Source organism: Paraburkholderia phenoliruptrix, assembly GCF_019511605.1.
In the GTDB taxonomy this organism is placed as follows: domain Bacteria; phylum Pseudomonadota; class Gammaproteobacteria; order Burkholderiales; family Burkholderiaceae; genus Paraburkholderia; species Paraburkholderia phenoliruptrix_A.
Genome location: NZ_JAEUAV010000013.1, coordinates 164,989 through 179,049, shown reverse-complemented (window position 1 = coordinate 179,049; position 14,061 = coordinate 164,989). Strand labels below are relative to the sequence as shown.

The following is a 14,061-nucleotide window of genomic DNA, read 5'->3' as shown; positions in this document are numbered from 1 at the left end:
GGTTTGGAGGGGGGCGTCGGCATTTACGGCGGGGCACTTCACGCCACCGCCAACTCCACCTTCGGCGAAAACGAATCGCTGCGTGCAACCGGCCACCACTTCTCATACAACGAATAACGATAATTCCCGTTGAGAAGATCGTTTGGCTCGAGATACTTCAGCAGCTCCGACATCAACTGCACCTCATGCGACGACACCCGCCGCACGATGTGATGCGCGCGCAGCTCCGCCGGATGCTTCAGGCCCGCAGCCTGGACGATTTCCTTCAGCGCATGCAGCGTGTTGTGGTGGAAGTTGAACACGCGGTCGGCTTTGTCCGGCACCACGAGCGCGCGCTGGCGCACCGGGTCTTGCGTTGCGACGCCGGTCGGACAGCGCCCGGTATGGCAGGTTTGCGCCTGGATGCAGCCCACCGCGAACATAAAGCCGCGCGCCGCGTTGACCCAGTCCGCGCCAATCGCAAGCGTCTTCGTGATGTCGAACGCGGTGATCATCTTGCCGCTCGCGCCAATGCGAATGCGTTGCCGCAAGCCGATGCCCACCAGCGTGTTGTGCACGAGCAGCAAGCCTTCCTGCAGCGGCACGCCGACGTGGTCGGTGAATTCGAGCGGCGCGGCGCCGGTGCCGCCTTCCGCGCCGTCCACGACGATGAAGTCCGGCAGAATGCCCGTCTCGAGCATCGCCTTGGCAATGCCGAAGAATTCCCACGGATGCCCGATGCACAGCTTGAACCCCGTCGGCTTGCCGCCGGACAGCGTGCGCAGCCGCTCGACGAATTCGAGCAGACCGCGCGGCGTCGAAAACTCGGAATGCGTGGCGGGCGAAATGCAGTCGCGGCCCATCGGCACGCCGCGCGTTTCCGCAATTTCAGGCGTGATTTTCGCGGCCGGCAACACGCCGCCATGACCTGGCTTCGCGCCCTGCGAGAGCTTCACTTCGATCATTTTCACCTGCGGCTCGGCGGCCTGCTTCGCGAATTTCTCCGCGCTGAACGTGCCGTCGTCGTTACGGCAGCCGAAGTAACCGGAGGCAATTTCCCAGATGATGTCGCCGCCATGCTCACGGTGATACTTCGACATCGAACCCTCGCCGGTGTCGTGCGCGAAGTTGCCTTTCTTCGCGCCGAGGTTCAGCGCCATGATCGCGTTTGCCGAGAGCGAGCCGAAGCTCATCGCGGACACATTGAAGATCGACATCGAATAAGGCTGCGCGCGCTCGGCGCCCACCACGATGCGAAAGTCGTGGCTGTCGAGCGTGGTCGGCGCGAGCGAGTGGCTGATCCATTCGTGCGCGACGGCCTTCACGTCCAGCTCCGTGCCGTAGGGGCGGCTGTCCACGTCGTTCTTCGCACGCTGATAGACGATGCTGCGTTGAGCACGCGAAAAGGGCTTTTCGTCGGTGTCGCCTTCCACGAAATACTGGCGGATTTCCGGGCGAATGAATTCGAACAGGAAACGCAGATGCCCCCAGAGCGGATAGTTGCGCAAAATCGCGTGGCGCTGCTGGGTCAGATCGAAGAGGCCAAGCGCGACGAGCGCAAGCGGCACCGCGAGCCACCACCACGAAACATGATGAGCCGCGGCGAGCGCCGCGCACAGGGCAAGGAGCGCGACGGCGCACCACATGGCCAGATAACGTCGAGAAAACATGCGAACTCCGGTGCAGTGAATCGTCACGGAGGGATCGCACGCGCTCAAAGCGCGGGCGGATCCACCGTGCGGGAAACGAGCGACTGCCTGGCGGGAAGCCGCAAGCGCGTCGGTGATACGGCTGAGAATCGGCGGCTCAAAAGAGTCGCCTCGCAACGATCGGCGTTGCAGCGGGCGCTCTGAGAAACCGCGCTAGCGTCCGCCCAGCAGTGCGGCTTTTTGCGGCGTGCGCGCAGCTGGCTGTGCGGTCGCTGCATGTTCGATGACGCCGCCGCCTAGGCACACGTCGCCATCGTAGAGCACAGCGGATTGCCCTGGTGTGACAGCCCACTGGGCCTCGTCGAAGGTGAGCTCGAAAAGGTCTTCGCCGTTGGTTGTAGCGTCGCTCGCGCTACGGAATGTGCAGCGCGCATCGGCTTGCCGGTAGCGGGTCTTGGCGCCGCACGCGAAGCCTTCCGGCGGCGGCTCGCCCGCTACCCAACTGATGTTGCCCGCGGTGAGCGTATGGCTGAGCAGCCACGGATGGTCGTGTCCTTGCGCGACAAAGAGCGTGTTCGACGCGATGTCCTTGCCCGCCACGAACCACGGCTCGCCGCTGCCGTCCTTGCTGCCGCCAAGGCCAATGCCTTTGCGCTGGCCGAACGTATAGAACGCGAGGCCGATGTGCTCGCCGACCACCTTGCCGTCGGTGGTTTTCATCGGGCCGGGCTTCGTCGGCAAGTAGCGGTTCAGGAAGTCGCGAAACGGCCGTTCGCCGATAAAGCAGATGCCGGTCGAATCTTTCTTCTTCGCATTGGGCAACGCGATCTGCTCGGCGATCTCGCGCACTTTCGTTTTGGGAATTTCGCCGAGCGGAAACAGCGTTTTCGACAACTGCGCCTGATTCAGCCGATGCAGGAAGTACGACTGGTCCTTCGTATGGTCGAATGCCTTGAGCAATTCGAAGCGGCCATTGTTCTCGCGCACGCGTGCATAGTGGCCGGTCGCTATGGTTTCGGCGCCGAGCGACATCGCATGGTCGAGAAAGGCCTTGAATTTGATCTCGGCGTTGCACAGCACGTCCGGGTTCGGCGTGCGGCCGGCCGAATATTCGCGCAGGAATTCGGCGAACACGCGGTCCTTGTATTCGGATGCGAAATTGACCGCTTCCACGTCGATGCCGATCAGATCCGCCACCGACACCACGTCGATCCAGTCCTGACGCGTCGAGCAGTATTCGCTGTCGTCGTCGTCTTCCCAGTTTTTCATGAACAGGCCGACCACGTCGTAGCCCTGTTCCTTCAGCAGCCACGCGGTGACCGACGAATCAACGCCGCCCGACATGCCTACTACGACTTTCTGCTTGCTCATAAGATGCTCACTGGGTACTGCATGACTGCATGGATCGTGGGTCGCGGGTCTAAGGTCGCGCTTGCCGCGAGGTTTATATCCCGAGGTTTATCTTTTTGGCCCGACCGAATGCGTGTGCACGAAGTCGAGCGGGAAACGCCGGCCCGCCAGATAGTCGTCGATACATTGCATGACGAGCGGCGTGCGGTGCCGGTGCGGGCAGGCGCGCAATTCTTCCGCGCTCATCCACAAGGTACGGACGATATCCGCATCGAGCGCGCGTGCCGCCTCCGGTTCGCCGCCGGCGCCGCAATAAGTGAAGCGCAAATAGGTGACGCCGGCGCTTTCCGGCCGCTCGAAATGCGTCATGTACATGCCGACCAGCGCCTCGGGCGTGAACGGATGAGCCGTTTCTTCGAGCGTTTCGCGAATTACCGCTTCCAGCAGCGTTTCGCCGGCTTCCAGATGGCCGGCCGGCTGGTTGAGCCGCAGGCCCGCGGCGGTGTGCTCCTCGACCATGAGAAAGCGCCCGTCACGCTCGACGATGGCCGCGACGGTCACGTGCGGCAGCCAGGTTTCCGGTTTCATGGGTGCGCATTTTACCGTTTATATCGGCGAACTGCCGGGAACTGGGCGACTGGCGGGGGGCGACTGTGAGAGGTGACTGGCGGCCAGCGAGTGGTGATTGGCGAGCAGCGACCGGCGTACGGCGAGTGGCGAGTGCCGAGCAGCGACCGGCGTGCGGCCACCGCCGACCTGCCGCCCTGTCCGGCAACACGCGCCAGTACCAGACCGCCATTAGCGTGAGACCCCACGCGTCCCCCGCCACGCAAAGCCGGCAGCCCTCGCCCGCGCTCGCGCAGCCGGCTCAACCCGCCGCCTCGGGGCCGCATGCGCCGTCGGCACCCCCGGATTGTCCCCGATTTCTGCGGACCCCCGGGTTTCGGGTAAAGTGAGGCGTTAGCCGTTGCACTTGCAAGCCGGCGTGCCTCGTCGGCCGATCTGTCGTCAAACAGTAAGTCGAGGAGGAACAACGATGCACATCGGAGTGCCAGCCGAGACGCGCGCGCACGAAACCCGCGTCGCCGCGACGCCCGAGACGGTCAAGAAGTACGTGGCTTCCGGCCATCGGGTCACCATCCAGAGCGGCGCCGGCGCCGGCGCGAGCTTTCCCGACGACGCCCTCGCCGCAGCCGGCGCGGAGATCGTCGACGCCGCCACCGCTTTCGGCGCCGACCTCGTCCTCAAAGTCCAGGCTCCCACCGAAGCCGAGCTGCCGCTCCTCAAACGCGGCGCGGTGCTGATCGGCATGCTCGATCCGTTCAACGCCGAGAATGCGCAAAAGCTGGCCGCGGCCGGCGTCACCGCCTTCGCGCTGGAAGCCGCACCGCGCACGACGCGAGCGCAAAGCCTCGACGTGCTGTCCTCCCAGGCCAACATCGCCGGATACAAGGCGGTGCTGCTTGCCGCGACGCTGTATCCGCGCTTCATGCCGATGCTGATGACGGCCGCAGGCACCGTCAAGGCCGCGCGCGTGCTGATTCTCGGCGCCGGCGTGGCTGGTCTGCAGGCGATCGCGACGGCGAAACGCCTTGGCGCCGTGATCGAGGCGTCCGACGTGCGGCCGGCCGTGAAAGAGCAGATCGAATCGCTCGGCGCGAAGTTTCTCGACGTCCCCTACGAAACCGATGAAGAGCGCGAAGCCGCGCAAGGCGTGGGCGGCTATGCGCGGCCCATGCCGCAGTCGTGGCTGACGCGGCAGTCGGCGCTCGTCCACGAGCGCGCGAAGCAGGCCGACGTGGTGATCTCCACCGCGCTGATTCCGGGCCGCGCCGCGCCCACGCTGCTGTCCGTCGAAACCGTGCAGGCGATGAAACCCGGCTCCGTGCTGGTCGACCTCGCCGCGGGCCGCGGCGCGGAATACGAAGGCCGGCGCGGCGGCAACTGTCCGCTCACCGAAGCGGACAAGGTGGTCGTGCGGCACGGCGTGACGATAGTCGGCTACACGAATCTCGCCTCGATGGTGCCGGCGGACGCGTCCTCGCTCTACGCGCGCAACCTGCTCGACTTCCTGAAGCTGATCGTCACCAAGGAAGGCGCGCTCAACATCGACCTCGCCGACGACATTGTCGCGGCCACGCTGCTCACGCGCGACGGCGAAGTCGCGCGCAAGGCATAAAGCGAATTCACCTGGAGAAACGGCGATGGAAGTGCTCAACCACACCGTCATCAACCTGATTATTTTCGTGCTGGCGATCTACGTCGGCTACCACGTGGTCTGGAACGTCACGCCCGCGCTGCACACGCCGCTCATGGCCGTGACCAATGCGATCTCGGCGATCGTGATTGTCGGCGCGATGCTCGCCACCGGTCTCACGCTCGGCACGCCCGGCAAGTTCTTCGGCACGCTCGCCGTCGCGCTCGCGGCGGTGAACGTGTTCGGCGGCTTTCTCGTCACGCGGCGAATGCTCGAGATGTTCCGCAAGAAAGAGCCGAAGAAGCTGATCGCCGATAAATCGCAAAGCGGCAAGGAGAACGCGTAATGAGCCTGAACGTCGTCACGCTGCTTTATCTCGTCGCGTCGGTCTGCTTCATTCAGGCGCTCAAGGGGCTGTCGAATCCGAAGACCGCGCGCATCGGCAACACATTCGGCATGGTCGGGATGGCGATTGCGATTCTCACGACCATCGCGCTGATCGCGAAACAGGCGAACGCGCTCGGCTCGAACCTCGCGCTCGGGCTTGGTTTGCTGCTGGTCGCGCTGATTGTCGGCGGGGCGATTGGCGCGTTCGTCGCCGCACGCGTCGAGATGACCAAGATGCCGGAGCTTGTTGCGGCCATGCACTCGCTGATCGGTCTCGCCGCGGTTTGCATTGCGTACGCGGTGGTGTCCGAGCCCGCGGCGTTCGGTCTGATCGATCCGGAAAATCCGGTGCCGGGCTTTCTGCCCTATGGCAATCGCGTCGAACTCTTCATCGGCACGTTCGTCGGCGCGATCACGTTCAGCGGTTCGGTGATCGCGTTCGGCAAGCTGTCGGGCAAGTACAAGTTCCGGCTGTTCCAGGGCGCGCCGGTTGTCTACGCGGGCCAGCATCTGATCAACCTGATGCTCGCGGTCGCGATGCTCGGCTTCGGCATCATCTTCTTTTTCACGCAGTCGTGGCTGCCGTTCATCATCATGACGGCCATTGCGTTCGTGCTCGGCGTGCTGATCATCATTCCGATTGGCGGCGCGGACATGCCGGTGGTCGTCTCCATGCTCAACTCGTACTCGGGCTGGGCGGCAGCGGGCATCGGTTTCTCGTTGAACAATCCGATGCTGATCATCGCGGGCTCGCTTGTCGGGTCGTCGGGCGCGATTCTGTCGTACATCATGTGCCGGGCGATGAACCGCTCGTTCTTCAACGTGATTCTCGGCGGCTTCGGCAACGACGCGGGCGCGGCGGCCGCGGGCGGCACGGCGGAGCAGCGACCGGTGAAATCCGGTTCGGCGGACGACGCGTCGTTCATGCTCGGCAACGCCGAAACGGTGGTGATCGTGCCGGGCTATGGGCTCGCGGTGGCGCGCGCCCAGCATGCGCTGAAGGAGTTGACCGACAAGCTCGTCGAGAAGGGCATCGAGGTGAAGTACGCGATTCATCCCGTGGCGGGGCGCATGCCGGGTCATATGAACGTGCTGCTCGCCGAGGCGGAGGTGCCGTACGACATGGTGTTCGAGATGGACGACATCAACGGCGAGTTCGGCCAGGTCGACGTGGTGCTGGTGCTCGGCGCGAACGACGTGGTGAACCCGGCGGCGAAGAATGATCCGAAGTCGCCGATTGCCGGCATGCCGATTATCGAGGCTTACAAGGCGCGCACGGTGATCGTCAACAAGCGTTCGATGGCGGCGGGCTACGCGGGTCTGGATAACGACCTGTTCTACATGGACAAGACGATGATGGTGTTCGGCGACGCCAAGAAGGTGATCGAGGACATGGTCAAGGCCGTCGAATAAAGCCGGGGACTTCGCGTGGCGCGAGAGCGCCGCGTGGGCCCGCGTGGTCCACGCCCGATTCTCACCTGGGCCTTGCGTTCACGTGCCGCAACAGATCGGCGAGGCGTCGGCCTTCCTGATCCGGATACGGCTCCCGCACTGCGAGCTGCTGGATTTTTTCGAGCCCGAAGTTGCGGAAGTCGCCGCGCAGTTCGCACCATGCGCCGAGCGTCCAGCGCGCGCCCCAATACGCGAGCGCGAGCGGCCATACGCGCCGCTCGCTGGCCGCTCCGTTGGCATCCGTGTATGCAAAGCTCACCACATGCCGCGTGTCGATCGCGCGGTGCAGCGTGTCGAGCTGGTCCGAAAAATCGCTTCTGATGTGAAACGACGGTGCGAAGATCGCGAGTCTTTCGAGCGATGCGCGCTTGTCCGCGGGCATCGCAGAGGTGATCTTGGCGAGCGCACCGCGCGCGCTGCTTGCAAAGCCGGCGCCGCCCCACGATTCGAGCATGCGCGCGCCCGCAGCGAGCGCCGCGAGTTCGTCCGCGGTGAAGGTGAGCGGCGGCAGGCTCGCGCTGCGGCTCAACCGGTAGCCGATGCCCGCCTCGCCTTCAATCGGCACGCCCGACAACTGCAGGTCGCGCACGTCGCGATAAACGGTGCGCAGCGAGATGTCGAGCCAGTCGGCAAGTTGTTGCGCGGTGGTCAGGCGCCGGCCGCGCAGCAGTTCGGCGATCTGGAACAGGCGGTCGGCGCGGCGCGTCATCGTGGGTGTCTCGTGGAAGAGGACAGGAACAGACCCGCGATGATAGCGCCACACGCCGCGCTCCAGTCAGCGTTCGGGTCAAGCTTGCGGTGGCGTTCCGGTCACTTGGGTTTCGGCGTTCAACTGGTGGGGCGCGGCGCGCGAGCGTCGACACGCGCCACGTTCGAGGCCTCGTTTTGCGCTTAGCCGTTGGTCCGCGAATGCAAGCCGAGGCGATTGCCTTCGCTGTCGGTGAAAAACGCGATGTAGCCGATCTCATGCGGCAGCTTGATCACCGGCCCGTCGGTCTTGCCGCCGGCTTCTTCGATGCGGGCGAGCGCGGCGTCGACAGTCGGCTGCGCGTTCAGGTAGACGATCACGCCGTCGCCATTCGGCTTGATAGACGGGTTGTGGACGATCGCGCCGCCGGTCGCCGGTTCTTCGTAGCCGAAGACGGCAATCGGCTGGCCGCCTATTTCCTGGCGATTCAGTCTGACGTCGAGCGCGGTTTCATAAAAGCGCACGGCGCGGTCGAAATCGACGGAAGGAATTTCGAACCAGGCAACGACTTTGGACGATGCGGACATGACACTCTCCTGTAAGCGGCGGATAAGCCGGATGAATTGCCGGATGGCATGACGAGGAGTGTGCGGGGGTGCTGCTGACAGCGTGGTGTCAGTAGGATGAGGTCGCCTGCAAGGGACGCGGCCACTGGCGAAAAAAAACCGCGGAACCATGTCCGCGGTTTTCGTGGGCTATGTGGCCATTTGCGCCGGTGTGTAACGTAAAGCGGTTTGGATAGCGCGCGGTCCACAGCACGGCTTCAGGTTCGAACGACGCGAGCGCGACTCAACCGGCACTCTTCTATGTAACCGGATTCCTGGTTGCGCGAGCCGTGCACTCAGGTCAACCCGCCGGTGTCTCACCCTGCGGGCGCTGCCGTACGCTGCCCGCGATCAGATCGAAGCGGAACAGCCGGCATTCCAGCGCGCCGTTAAAGAGTGGCGTCTTGGTCGATTCGCGCAGACGCAGCTGACCCGGCAGTTTGCGATCCGACGTCAGGATGAACGCGTGCCAGCCGGTGAAACGCTGCTTGAGTGCGTCGCCGAGCGACTGGAAGAACTCGCTGTCCGGCGTTTCTTCCTGGGCACGGCGAAAGCCGTCGTCCTCGCGGCTGTCGCGGTTGCGTCCTTCGCGAATTTCGCCGCGCGCGTTGCGCCCGCGAACTTCGATCCGCTCGCCATACGGCGGATTGGCGACCAGAATGCCCGGCTCGGTAGTGGGCGGCGTCATGCCGCGAGCGTCGACCTGTTTCAGCGGAATGGACGGCAGGCCCGCGCGGTTGAAGTTTGCCCGCGCTTTTTCCAGCATGTCGCCGGAAATGTCGCTGCCGAAAATCTGCAGGTCGGCGCGCGAGCTGCGCGCGGCGTGCTTCGCGTCGAGCGCGGCGGCTTTTAGCGTTTGCCAGGTCTTGCTGTCGTATTGCTTGAGCTTTTCGAAGCCGAAGCGGCGCTCCGCGCCCGGCGCGATGTTGAGCGCGACTTGCGCAGCTTCGGCGAGGAACGTGCCGCTGCCGCACATCGGGTCGTATAGGGGCGTGCCGGCATTCCAGCCGGTCAACCGCAGAATGCCCGCCGCGAGATTTTCGCGCAGCGGCGCCGCGCCCTTGTCGAGGCGCCAGCCGCGCTTGAAGAGCGGGTCGCCGGAAGTGTCGAGATAAAGCGTGCAGTCGGTCGCGGTGAGAAACGCAAACACGCGCACGTCCGGCATGCCGGTGTCGATGCTCGGACGCGCGCCGCTCACTTCGCGCAGACGGTCGCAGATCGCGTCCTTCACGCGCAGCGTGGTGAACTCGAGGCTGCGCAGCGGTGACTTGATCGCGGTCACGTCCACGCGCAGCGTCTCGTTGGCCGAGAACCACTGCTCCCAGCGTTGCTCGACGGCGAGTGCGTAGATGTCCTGCTCGCTGCGATACGGACGATGCGCGATTTTCAGCAGCACGCGGCTCGCGATGCGTGAATGCAGATTCGCTGCCATGCCGGCCGCCCAGCCGCCGCGAAAGTGCACGCCGCCCGGCACTTGCGAGCCTGCCGTGAACGGCGCGCCGTGCAGATGCTTCGCCGCTATTTCGGCGAGTTCGGAGGCGAGCGACGCTTCAAGGCCGCGCGGGCAGGGGAGGAAGAAATCGAAGGACATGAGTGGAGCGAGCCGGAGGGCGGTGGGTAAGCGCGTATTGTACGCGGTCGCGGCAACGCTTCTTTCGGCCTGCGGCGGCGAGGCGGTTGATCGATTCGACGACTGGAAACCGCCGCCGCCGTACGCGCTACCTTACAGCCACTGATCCCGCTGCGACTTCAGACGGACAAGCCGGCACGCTTGCACGAACAACCCGCTTGTTGGCCGCCGAAGCGGAGGCAGCGGTAGAAGGAGCTGAAGCCGGATTGGACCCAGATGTCGCCGAAGATGCCACCGCAGCCGCCGCCATCGCCTGCACGGCCCCCGCCACCTGCGCGGAAATTCGCTGCAACGCCCGCCGATGCCCATCGACAAGCGAGTCATAGCCACTGCCGACAGGCTCGCTCACCACGCTCCTGCATGTCATCACAGCCGTGCTGCGCACAGCCCGCACGCTCCACACCGCGTCGATCAACGCGTGCGATCCGGGCCACGATTCGAACCGCTGCACATTCATGCTCACCCGATACACGGGCGTCGTATCGGAATAAGCCGCGCCGTACACGTCGATCGTATTTAACTGCTGCGTGAGACTGGTTGACAGGGCACGGCGCAACTCGTCGCCCGGCAGCGACGCCCAACGCTCCTCCTCGAGCACCTTCACCTGCGTCGGGCCTGTCTGCACAACCAACTGGTTCTTCGCGACCTGCGGCGGCACATCGATCGGCGCGACCGCGATCAGCCACGCCGGCGCGGCCGCAGTCCGCACGCTCGGCGCGGCAGCCGGTGCGCCCGCGCTCACGTCGCCCAAGGTATAGAACCGGCTATTCGGCGACGAACACGCTGCAAGCGCAAACGCCGTGGCGAGCGCGCCGGCAAGAACGGCGCCGCGCACGGATCCGCGTGGCAGGCGGGGGAGTCGATCGAACATCATGGTTTGTCTCCAGCTTTACCGCGCAACAACGATTCCGGATGGCGTTCCAGATAATCCGACAGCGCATTCAGTGACTGCAAGGTGCGCGTCAATTCCTGCAACGCCTGATGCACGTCCGACTGCAACGGCGAGTCCTGCTGCAAGGTCGCCTCCGCGGAGCCGAACGTCTGCTTCGCGGCCGCGAGCGTGTCGCGGGCCTGCGGCACGACTTCGGAGTCGAGCCGCTTGAACAGCTGATCGGCATTCTTCAACGCGCTGTTCAGGTTGTTGCCGATCTGGTCGAAAGGCACCTTGTCGAGCTTTTTCGCAATGTCGGCGACCTGCAGCTGCAACTCGTCGAGCGTGTTCGGGATTGTCGGCAGTTCCAGCGGATCGCTTGCAACGTCGACGGTCGCGGGCGGCGCCTTCGGGAAGATGTCGAGCGCCACGTACAACTGGCTCGTGATCAGATTGCCGGTACGCAACTGGCCGCGCAAACCATGCTTGACCAGTTGTTGCAGCATGTTCTGACCGGCGAGGCTGCCCGGCGCGGGCGCTGTTTCGCGGAAGCGCTTGCCGAGGCGGTCCGGGTAAAGATTCATGGTCACCGGCATGGTGAAGCTGCGCGTTTTCGGATCGTAGTCGATGCCGATGTTCGTCACCTGACCGAGTACGATGCCGCGGAAATCGACCGGCGCGCCAACCGACAGCCCGCGCAGCGACTGGTTGAAGTTCATCACGACGCGCAGCGGCACGCCGTCCGGTTCACGCATCGCGTCGGCTTCGTCGGAACCGAGGCGGAAGGTCATGTTGTTCGGCGCCTGCGCGCCCACGCCCTGGCCCGGCGGCGACTGGAACGACAGACCGCCGACTATCACCGTCGCGAGCGATTGCGTGTTCAGCTTGAAGCCGCTCGAATCGAGCCGCAAATCCACGCCGCTTGCATGCCACCAGCGCGAATTGGTGCCGACGTACTGATCGAACGGCGCAGACACGAATACCTGCATGGTCACCCCGGTGCCGTCCTTGTCGAGCGAGAAACCCACCACCTGGCCGACCTGCACGCGCCGGTAAAAAATTGGCGAGCCGATGTCGATGGAGCCGAGCGAATCGCCGTGCAGGATGAACTGGTGGCCTTTCTGGTCGCCTGTCACGGGCGGCGGTGTTTCGAGCCCGACAAAGTTCTTCTCGCTGTCCGGCGAATGGCCGGCGTCCGCGCCGATATACGCGCCCGAGAGCAGCGTGGTGAGGCCGGACACGCCGCTCGCGCCCACGCGCGGGCGCACGACCCAGAAGCGCGAGTCCTTCACGGCGAAGTCTTCGCCCTCCTTGGTCAGTTGCACTTGCACGAGCACATGCGACAGGTCTTTGGACAGCCTGATCGACTTCACCGCGCCCACGTCGACGTCCTTGTACTTGACCTTCGTCTTGCCGGGCTCGAGCCCTTCCGCGCTGACGAAACTGATCGTGATGGTCGGGCCTTTCTCCGTTACCGACTTGATGACGAGCGCGATGCCGATCAGCGCGGCGATCAGCGGAATCAGCCAGACGAGCGACGGCAGCCAGCGGCTGCGTGGTTCGATGTCGGGGTCGGGCAGTTGGGGCGGCAGCTTCGGTCCGTTCGAATCGTTGCGCGGCGCATCGGAGGCGGGCGTCGGTCCTTGCGGGCTAGTCATGTTCGAGATCCTGAGGTTTTTGGGTACTGCCGTCCACGTCGTCCCAGATGAGTCGTGGATCGAATTGCATGGATGCCATCATCGTCAGGATCACGACCGAGCCGAACGCAATCGCGCCCGGGCCGGCCGTGATCACGGCAAGCGACTTGAAGCGCACCAGCGCGACTGTCAGCGTGACGACGAACACGTCGAGCATCGACCAGCGGCCGATGCGTTCGACCATCCGGTACAGCGTGGTGCGCTGCTGCGGCCGCCAGCGCGAGTGGCGCTGCACGGTGATCGTGAGCAGCGCGAGCACCGTGAGCTTGAGCATCGGCACCATGATGCTGGCGATGAACACGATCACCGCGAGCGGCCAGTCGCCGGATGTCCAGAAGTACACGACGCCGCTCATGATGGTGTCGTCCTCCGAACCGACCAGCGACGAGGTGTGCATGACCGGCAACAAATTTGCCGGAATATACAGCAAGGCCGCGGCGATCAGCAGCGCCCACGTGCGCATCAGGCTGTCGGGATTGCGCGAGTGCAGACGTGCGCCGCACCGTCCGCAGTGCTGCGGCGTGACCGAGCGGATGCGCGGCTCGACGCGCCCGCACGCGTGGCAGGCGACAAGCCCGGCGCGTTTCGCGGTGACGTACTTCATTGCGCGGGCCGTCCCTGGTGAGGCGCGGGCGCCGTGCCGAGGTTTGCGTCGCCCGCGCCGCCCGCGCCGCTCGTGCCGCCGGTGCCTTCGTCGGGTTGCAACAGCGGCGCAGCGGGCGGACCCGTCAGCGAGTTGAGCGCGGCGGCCGCGCTGTCGGCCGAAGTGCGCGGCAGCGGGCGCTGGTTGCGCGCGCCGAGTTCGTCCGCGAGGTCCCAAAGAATGCGCGGATCGAACGTGACGACCACTGCGAACATCAGCGTCAGTGCGCCGAAAGCGAACAGTGCTGCCTCCGGGATCACGCGCGCAAGACTGACCATCTTCACGATGGTGATCAGCACGCCGAGCATGAACACTTCAATCATGCCCCAGGGCCGCACGAACTGGATTGCGCGCAAGACGCGGTTGAAACCCGCCGGCACGTAGCCGGAGCGCAGCGGCACCAGCACGTAGAGCAGCGCGACAAGTTCGGTGAGCGGAAACAGAATGGTCGAGCAGAACACCATGACGGCGACAATCTGCATGTTCTCGTTCCACAGCGCGACGAGCGCACCGAACAGCGTGGTTTGCGAGGTGATGCCATTGGTTTCCAGTTCGACGATGGGAAAGCCCTGAGCGATCACGAACGTGATTAGCGCGGCAAGCGTCATTGCGCTGATGCCGTCGAGCCTGCGCGACACGCCGCTATAGAGCGTCGCCCCGCACCGCGGACAGCGGGCGACCCTGCGCCCGACAAGCCGTGGCTTGCGAAACAGCGTGTCGCATTCATGGCACGCGATCAGGTTGTCATGTTCCATACGGCAGCGGGCCAACGAAAGGTGAGAAAGCGTGCAATGCCGGTCGCGAGATGAGTTGATCTTGCAGGTTTGTAAAAAAATGTGCAGCCATAGTACCAAAACGCGTTCCAGCTTCGCGTCGGCGGTCACAGGCTTACCGGTTTACTCTTTCTGACCGT

Annotated in this window: 13 protein-coding genes; 3 read left to right on the top strand and 10 right to left on the bottom strand. The window is 64.6% G+C overall.

Translation table 11 applies throughout. The features are described 5' to 3' along the window. Nucleotides 1-38: 38 nt before the first annotated feature. The 3 genes from JNB89_RS18105 to JNB89_RS18095 form a co-directional block, all read right to left on the bottom strand. Nucleotides 39-1,649 (bottom strand): FMN-binding glutamate synthase family protein, encoded by a 1,611-nt coding sequence (locus JNB89_RS18105; protein WP_220363182.1) that lies wholly within the window; start codon nucleotides 1,647-1,649, stop codon nucleotides 39-41. A 192-nt stretch (nucleotides 1,650-1,841) separates the two neighbouring features. Continuing rightward, nucleotides 1,842-2,999: a tRNA 2-thiouridine(34) synthase MnmA gene (gene mnmA / locus JNB89_RS18100; protein ID WP_220363181.1), complete on the bottom strand. Its 1,158-nt coding sequence runs from the start codon at nucleotides 2,997-2,999 to the stop codon at nucleotides 1,842-1,844. 87 nt (nucleotides 3,000-3,086) lie between these two features. Then, nucleotides 3,087-3,566, bottom strand: coding sequence for an NUDIX hydrolase (locus JNB89_RS18095; protein WP_220363180.1), 480 nt, complete (start codon nucleotides 3,564-3,566; stop codon nucleotides 3,087-3,089). A gap of 448 nt (nucleotides 3,567-4,014) precedes the next feature. Between JNB89_RS18095 and JNB89_RS18090 the strand changes: the two genes are divergently transcribed. From JNB89_RS18090 to JNB89_RS18080, 3 genes are read left to right on the top strand one after another with little or no spacing between them, the layout of a single operon-like run. Next, a complete protein-coding gene (locus JNB89_RS18090; RefSeq protein WP_220363179.1) occupies nucleotides 4,015-5,157 on the top strand; it encodes a Re/Si-specific NAD(P)(+) transhydrogenase subunit alpha in 1,143 nt (380 codons plus the stop codon). A gap of 25 nt (nucleotides 5,158-5,182) precedes the next feature. Next, complete coding sequence (locus JNB89_RS18085) at nucleotides 5,183-5,521, top strand: NAD(P) transhydrogenase subunit alpha (protein ID WP_013338051.1); 339 nt, start codon at nucleotides 5,183-5,185, stop codon at nucleotides 5,519-5,521. Then, nucleotides 5,521-6,975, top strand: a complete 1,455-nt coding sequence (locus JNB89_RS18080) for an NAD(P)(+) transhydrogenase (Re/Si-specific) subunit beta (RefSeq protein ID WP_013338052.1) — start codon at nucleotides 5,521-5,523, stop codon at nucleotides 6,973-6,975. Before JNB89_RS18085 ends, JNB89_RS18080 begins: the two co-directional genes overlap by 1 nt. A gap of 61 nt (nucleotides 6,976-7,036) precedes the next feature. Here JNB89_RS18080 and JNB89_RS18075 read toward each other — a convergent pair whose 3' ends face one another. The 7 genes from JNB89_RS18075 to JNB89_RS18045 all read right to left on the bottom strand — a co-directional run bounded on the left by JNB89_RS18075 (nucleotide 7,037) and on the right by JNB89_RS18045 (nucleotide 13,903). Then, entirely contained in the window at nucleotides 7,037-7,777 is a 741-nt protein-coding gene (locus JNB89_RS18075) for a helix-turn-helix transcriptional regulator (RefSeq protein WP_220363178.1), read from the bottom strand. Between the two features lie 128 nt (nucleotides 7,778-7,905). Next, entirely contained in the window at nucleotides 7,906-8,289 is a 384-nt protein-coding gene (locus tag JNB89_RS18070; RefSeq protein ID WP_220363177.1) for a VOC family protein, read from the bottom strand. 319 nt (nucleotides 8,290-8,608) lie between these two features. After that, nucleotides 8,609-9,898: a THUMP domain-containing class I SAM-dependent RNA methyltransferase gene (locus JNB89_RS18065; protein ID WP_135894211.1), complete on the bottom strand. Its 1,290-nt coding sequence runs from the start codon at nucleotides 9,896-9,898 to the stop codon at nucleotides 8,609-8,611. A 127-nt stretch (nucleotides 9,899-10,025) separates the two neighbouring features. Then, a complete protein-coding gene (locus tag JNB89_RS18060) occupies nucleotides 10,026-10,811 on the bottom strand; it encodes a PqiC family protein (protein WP_220363176.1) in 786 nt (261 codons plus the stop codon). Next, on the bottom strand, nucleotides 10,808-12,466 hold the full coding sequence (locus tag JNB89_RS18055; protein ID WP_013338057.1) for an intermembrane transport protein PqiB: 1,659 nt from the start codon (nucleotides 12,464-12,466) through the stop codon (nucleotides 10,808-10,810). The genes JNB89_RS18060 and JNB89_RS18055 overlap by 4 nt, the downstream gene beginning before the upstream one ends. Beyond that, nucleotides 12,459-13,109: a paraquat-inducible protein A gene (locus JNB89_RS18050; RefSeq protein ID WP_220363175.1), complete on the bottom strand. Its 651-nt coding sequence runs from the start codon at nucleotides 13,107-13,109 to the stop codon at nucleotides 12,459-12,461. Before JNB89_RS18050 ends, JNB89_RS18055 begins: the two co-directional genes overlap by 8 nt. Continuing rightward, nucleotides 13,106-13,903, bottom strand: a complete 798-nt coding sequence (locus JNB89_RS18045) for a paraquat-inducible protein A (protein ID WP_220363174.1) — start codon at nucleotides 13,901-13,903, stop codon at nucleotides 13,106-13,108. The genes JNB89_RS18050 and JNB89_RS18045 overlap by 4 nt, the downstream gene beginning before the upstream one ends. Nucleotides 13,904-14,061 lie beyond the last annotated feature (158 nt).

Coding starts and splice junctions, on each gene's coding strand:
- JNB89_RS18105 (WP_220363182.1), bottom strand. CDS start 1,649: ATGTTTTCTCGACGTTATCTGGCCATGTGGTGCGCCGTCGCGCTCCTT.
- mnmA (WP_220363181.1), bottom strand. CDS start 2,999: ATGAGCAAGCAGAAAGTCGTAGTAGGCATGTCGGGCGGCGTTGATTCG.
- JNB89_RS18095 (WP_220363180.1), bottom strand. CDS start 3,566: ATGAAACCGGAAACCTGGCTGCCGCACGTGACCGTCGCGGCCATCGTC.
- JNB89_RS18090 (WP_220363179.1), top strand. CDS start 4,015: ATGCACATCGGAGTGCCAGCCGAGACGCGCGCGCACGAAACCCGCGTC.
- JNB89_RS18085 (WP_013338051.1), top strand. CDS start 5,183: ATGGAAGTGCTCAACCACACCGTCATCAACCTGATTATTTTCGTGCTG.
- JNB89_RS18080 (WP_013338052.1), top strand. CDS start 5,521: ATGAGCCTGAACGTCGTCACGCTGCTTTATCTCGTCGCGTCGGTCTGC.
- JNB89_RS18070 (WP_220363177.1), bottom strand. CDS start 8,289: ATGTCCGCATCGTCCAAAGTCGTTGCCTGGTTCGAAATTCCTTCCGTC.
- JNB89_RS18065 (WP_135894211.1), bottom strand. CDS start 9,898: ATGTCCTTCGATTTCTTCCTCCCCTGCCCGCGCGGCCTTGAAGCGTCG.
- JNB89_RS18060 (WP_220363176.1), bottom strand. CDS start 10,811: ATGATGTTCGATCGACTCCCCCGCCTGCCACGCGGATCCGTGCGCGGC.
- JNB89_RS18055 (WP_013338057.1), bottom strand. CDS start 12,466: ATGACTAGCCCGCAAGGACCGACGCCCGCCTCCGATGCGCCGCGCAAC.
- JNB89_RS18050 (WP_220363175.1), bottom strand. CDS start 13,109: ATGAAGTACGTCACCGCGAAACGCGCCGGGCTTGTCGCCTGCCACGCG.
- JNB89_RS18045 (WP_220363174.1), bottom strand. CDS start 13,903: ATGGAACATGACAACCTGATCGCGTGCCATGAATGCGACACGCTGTTT.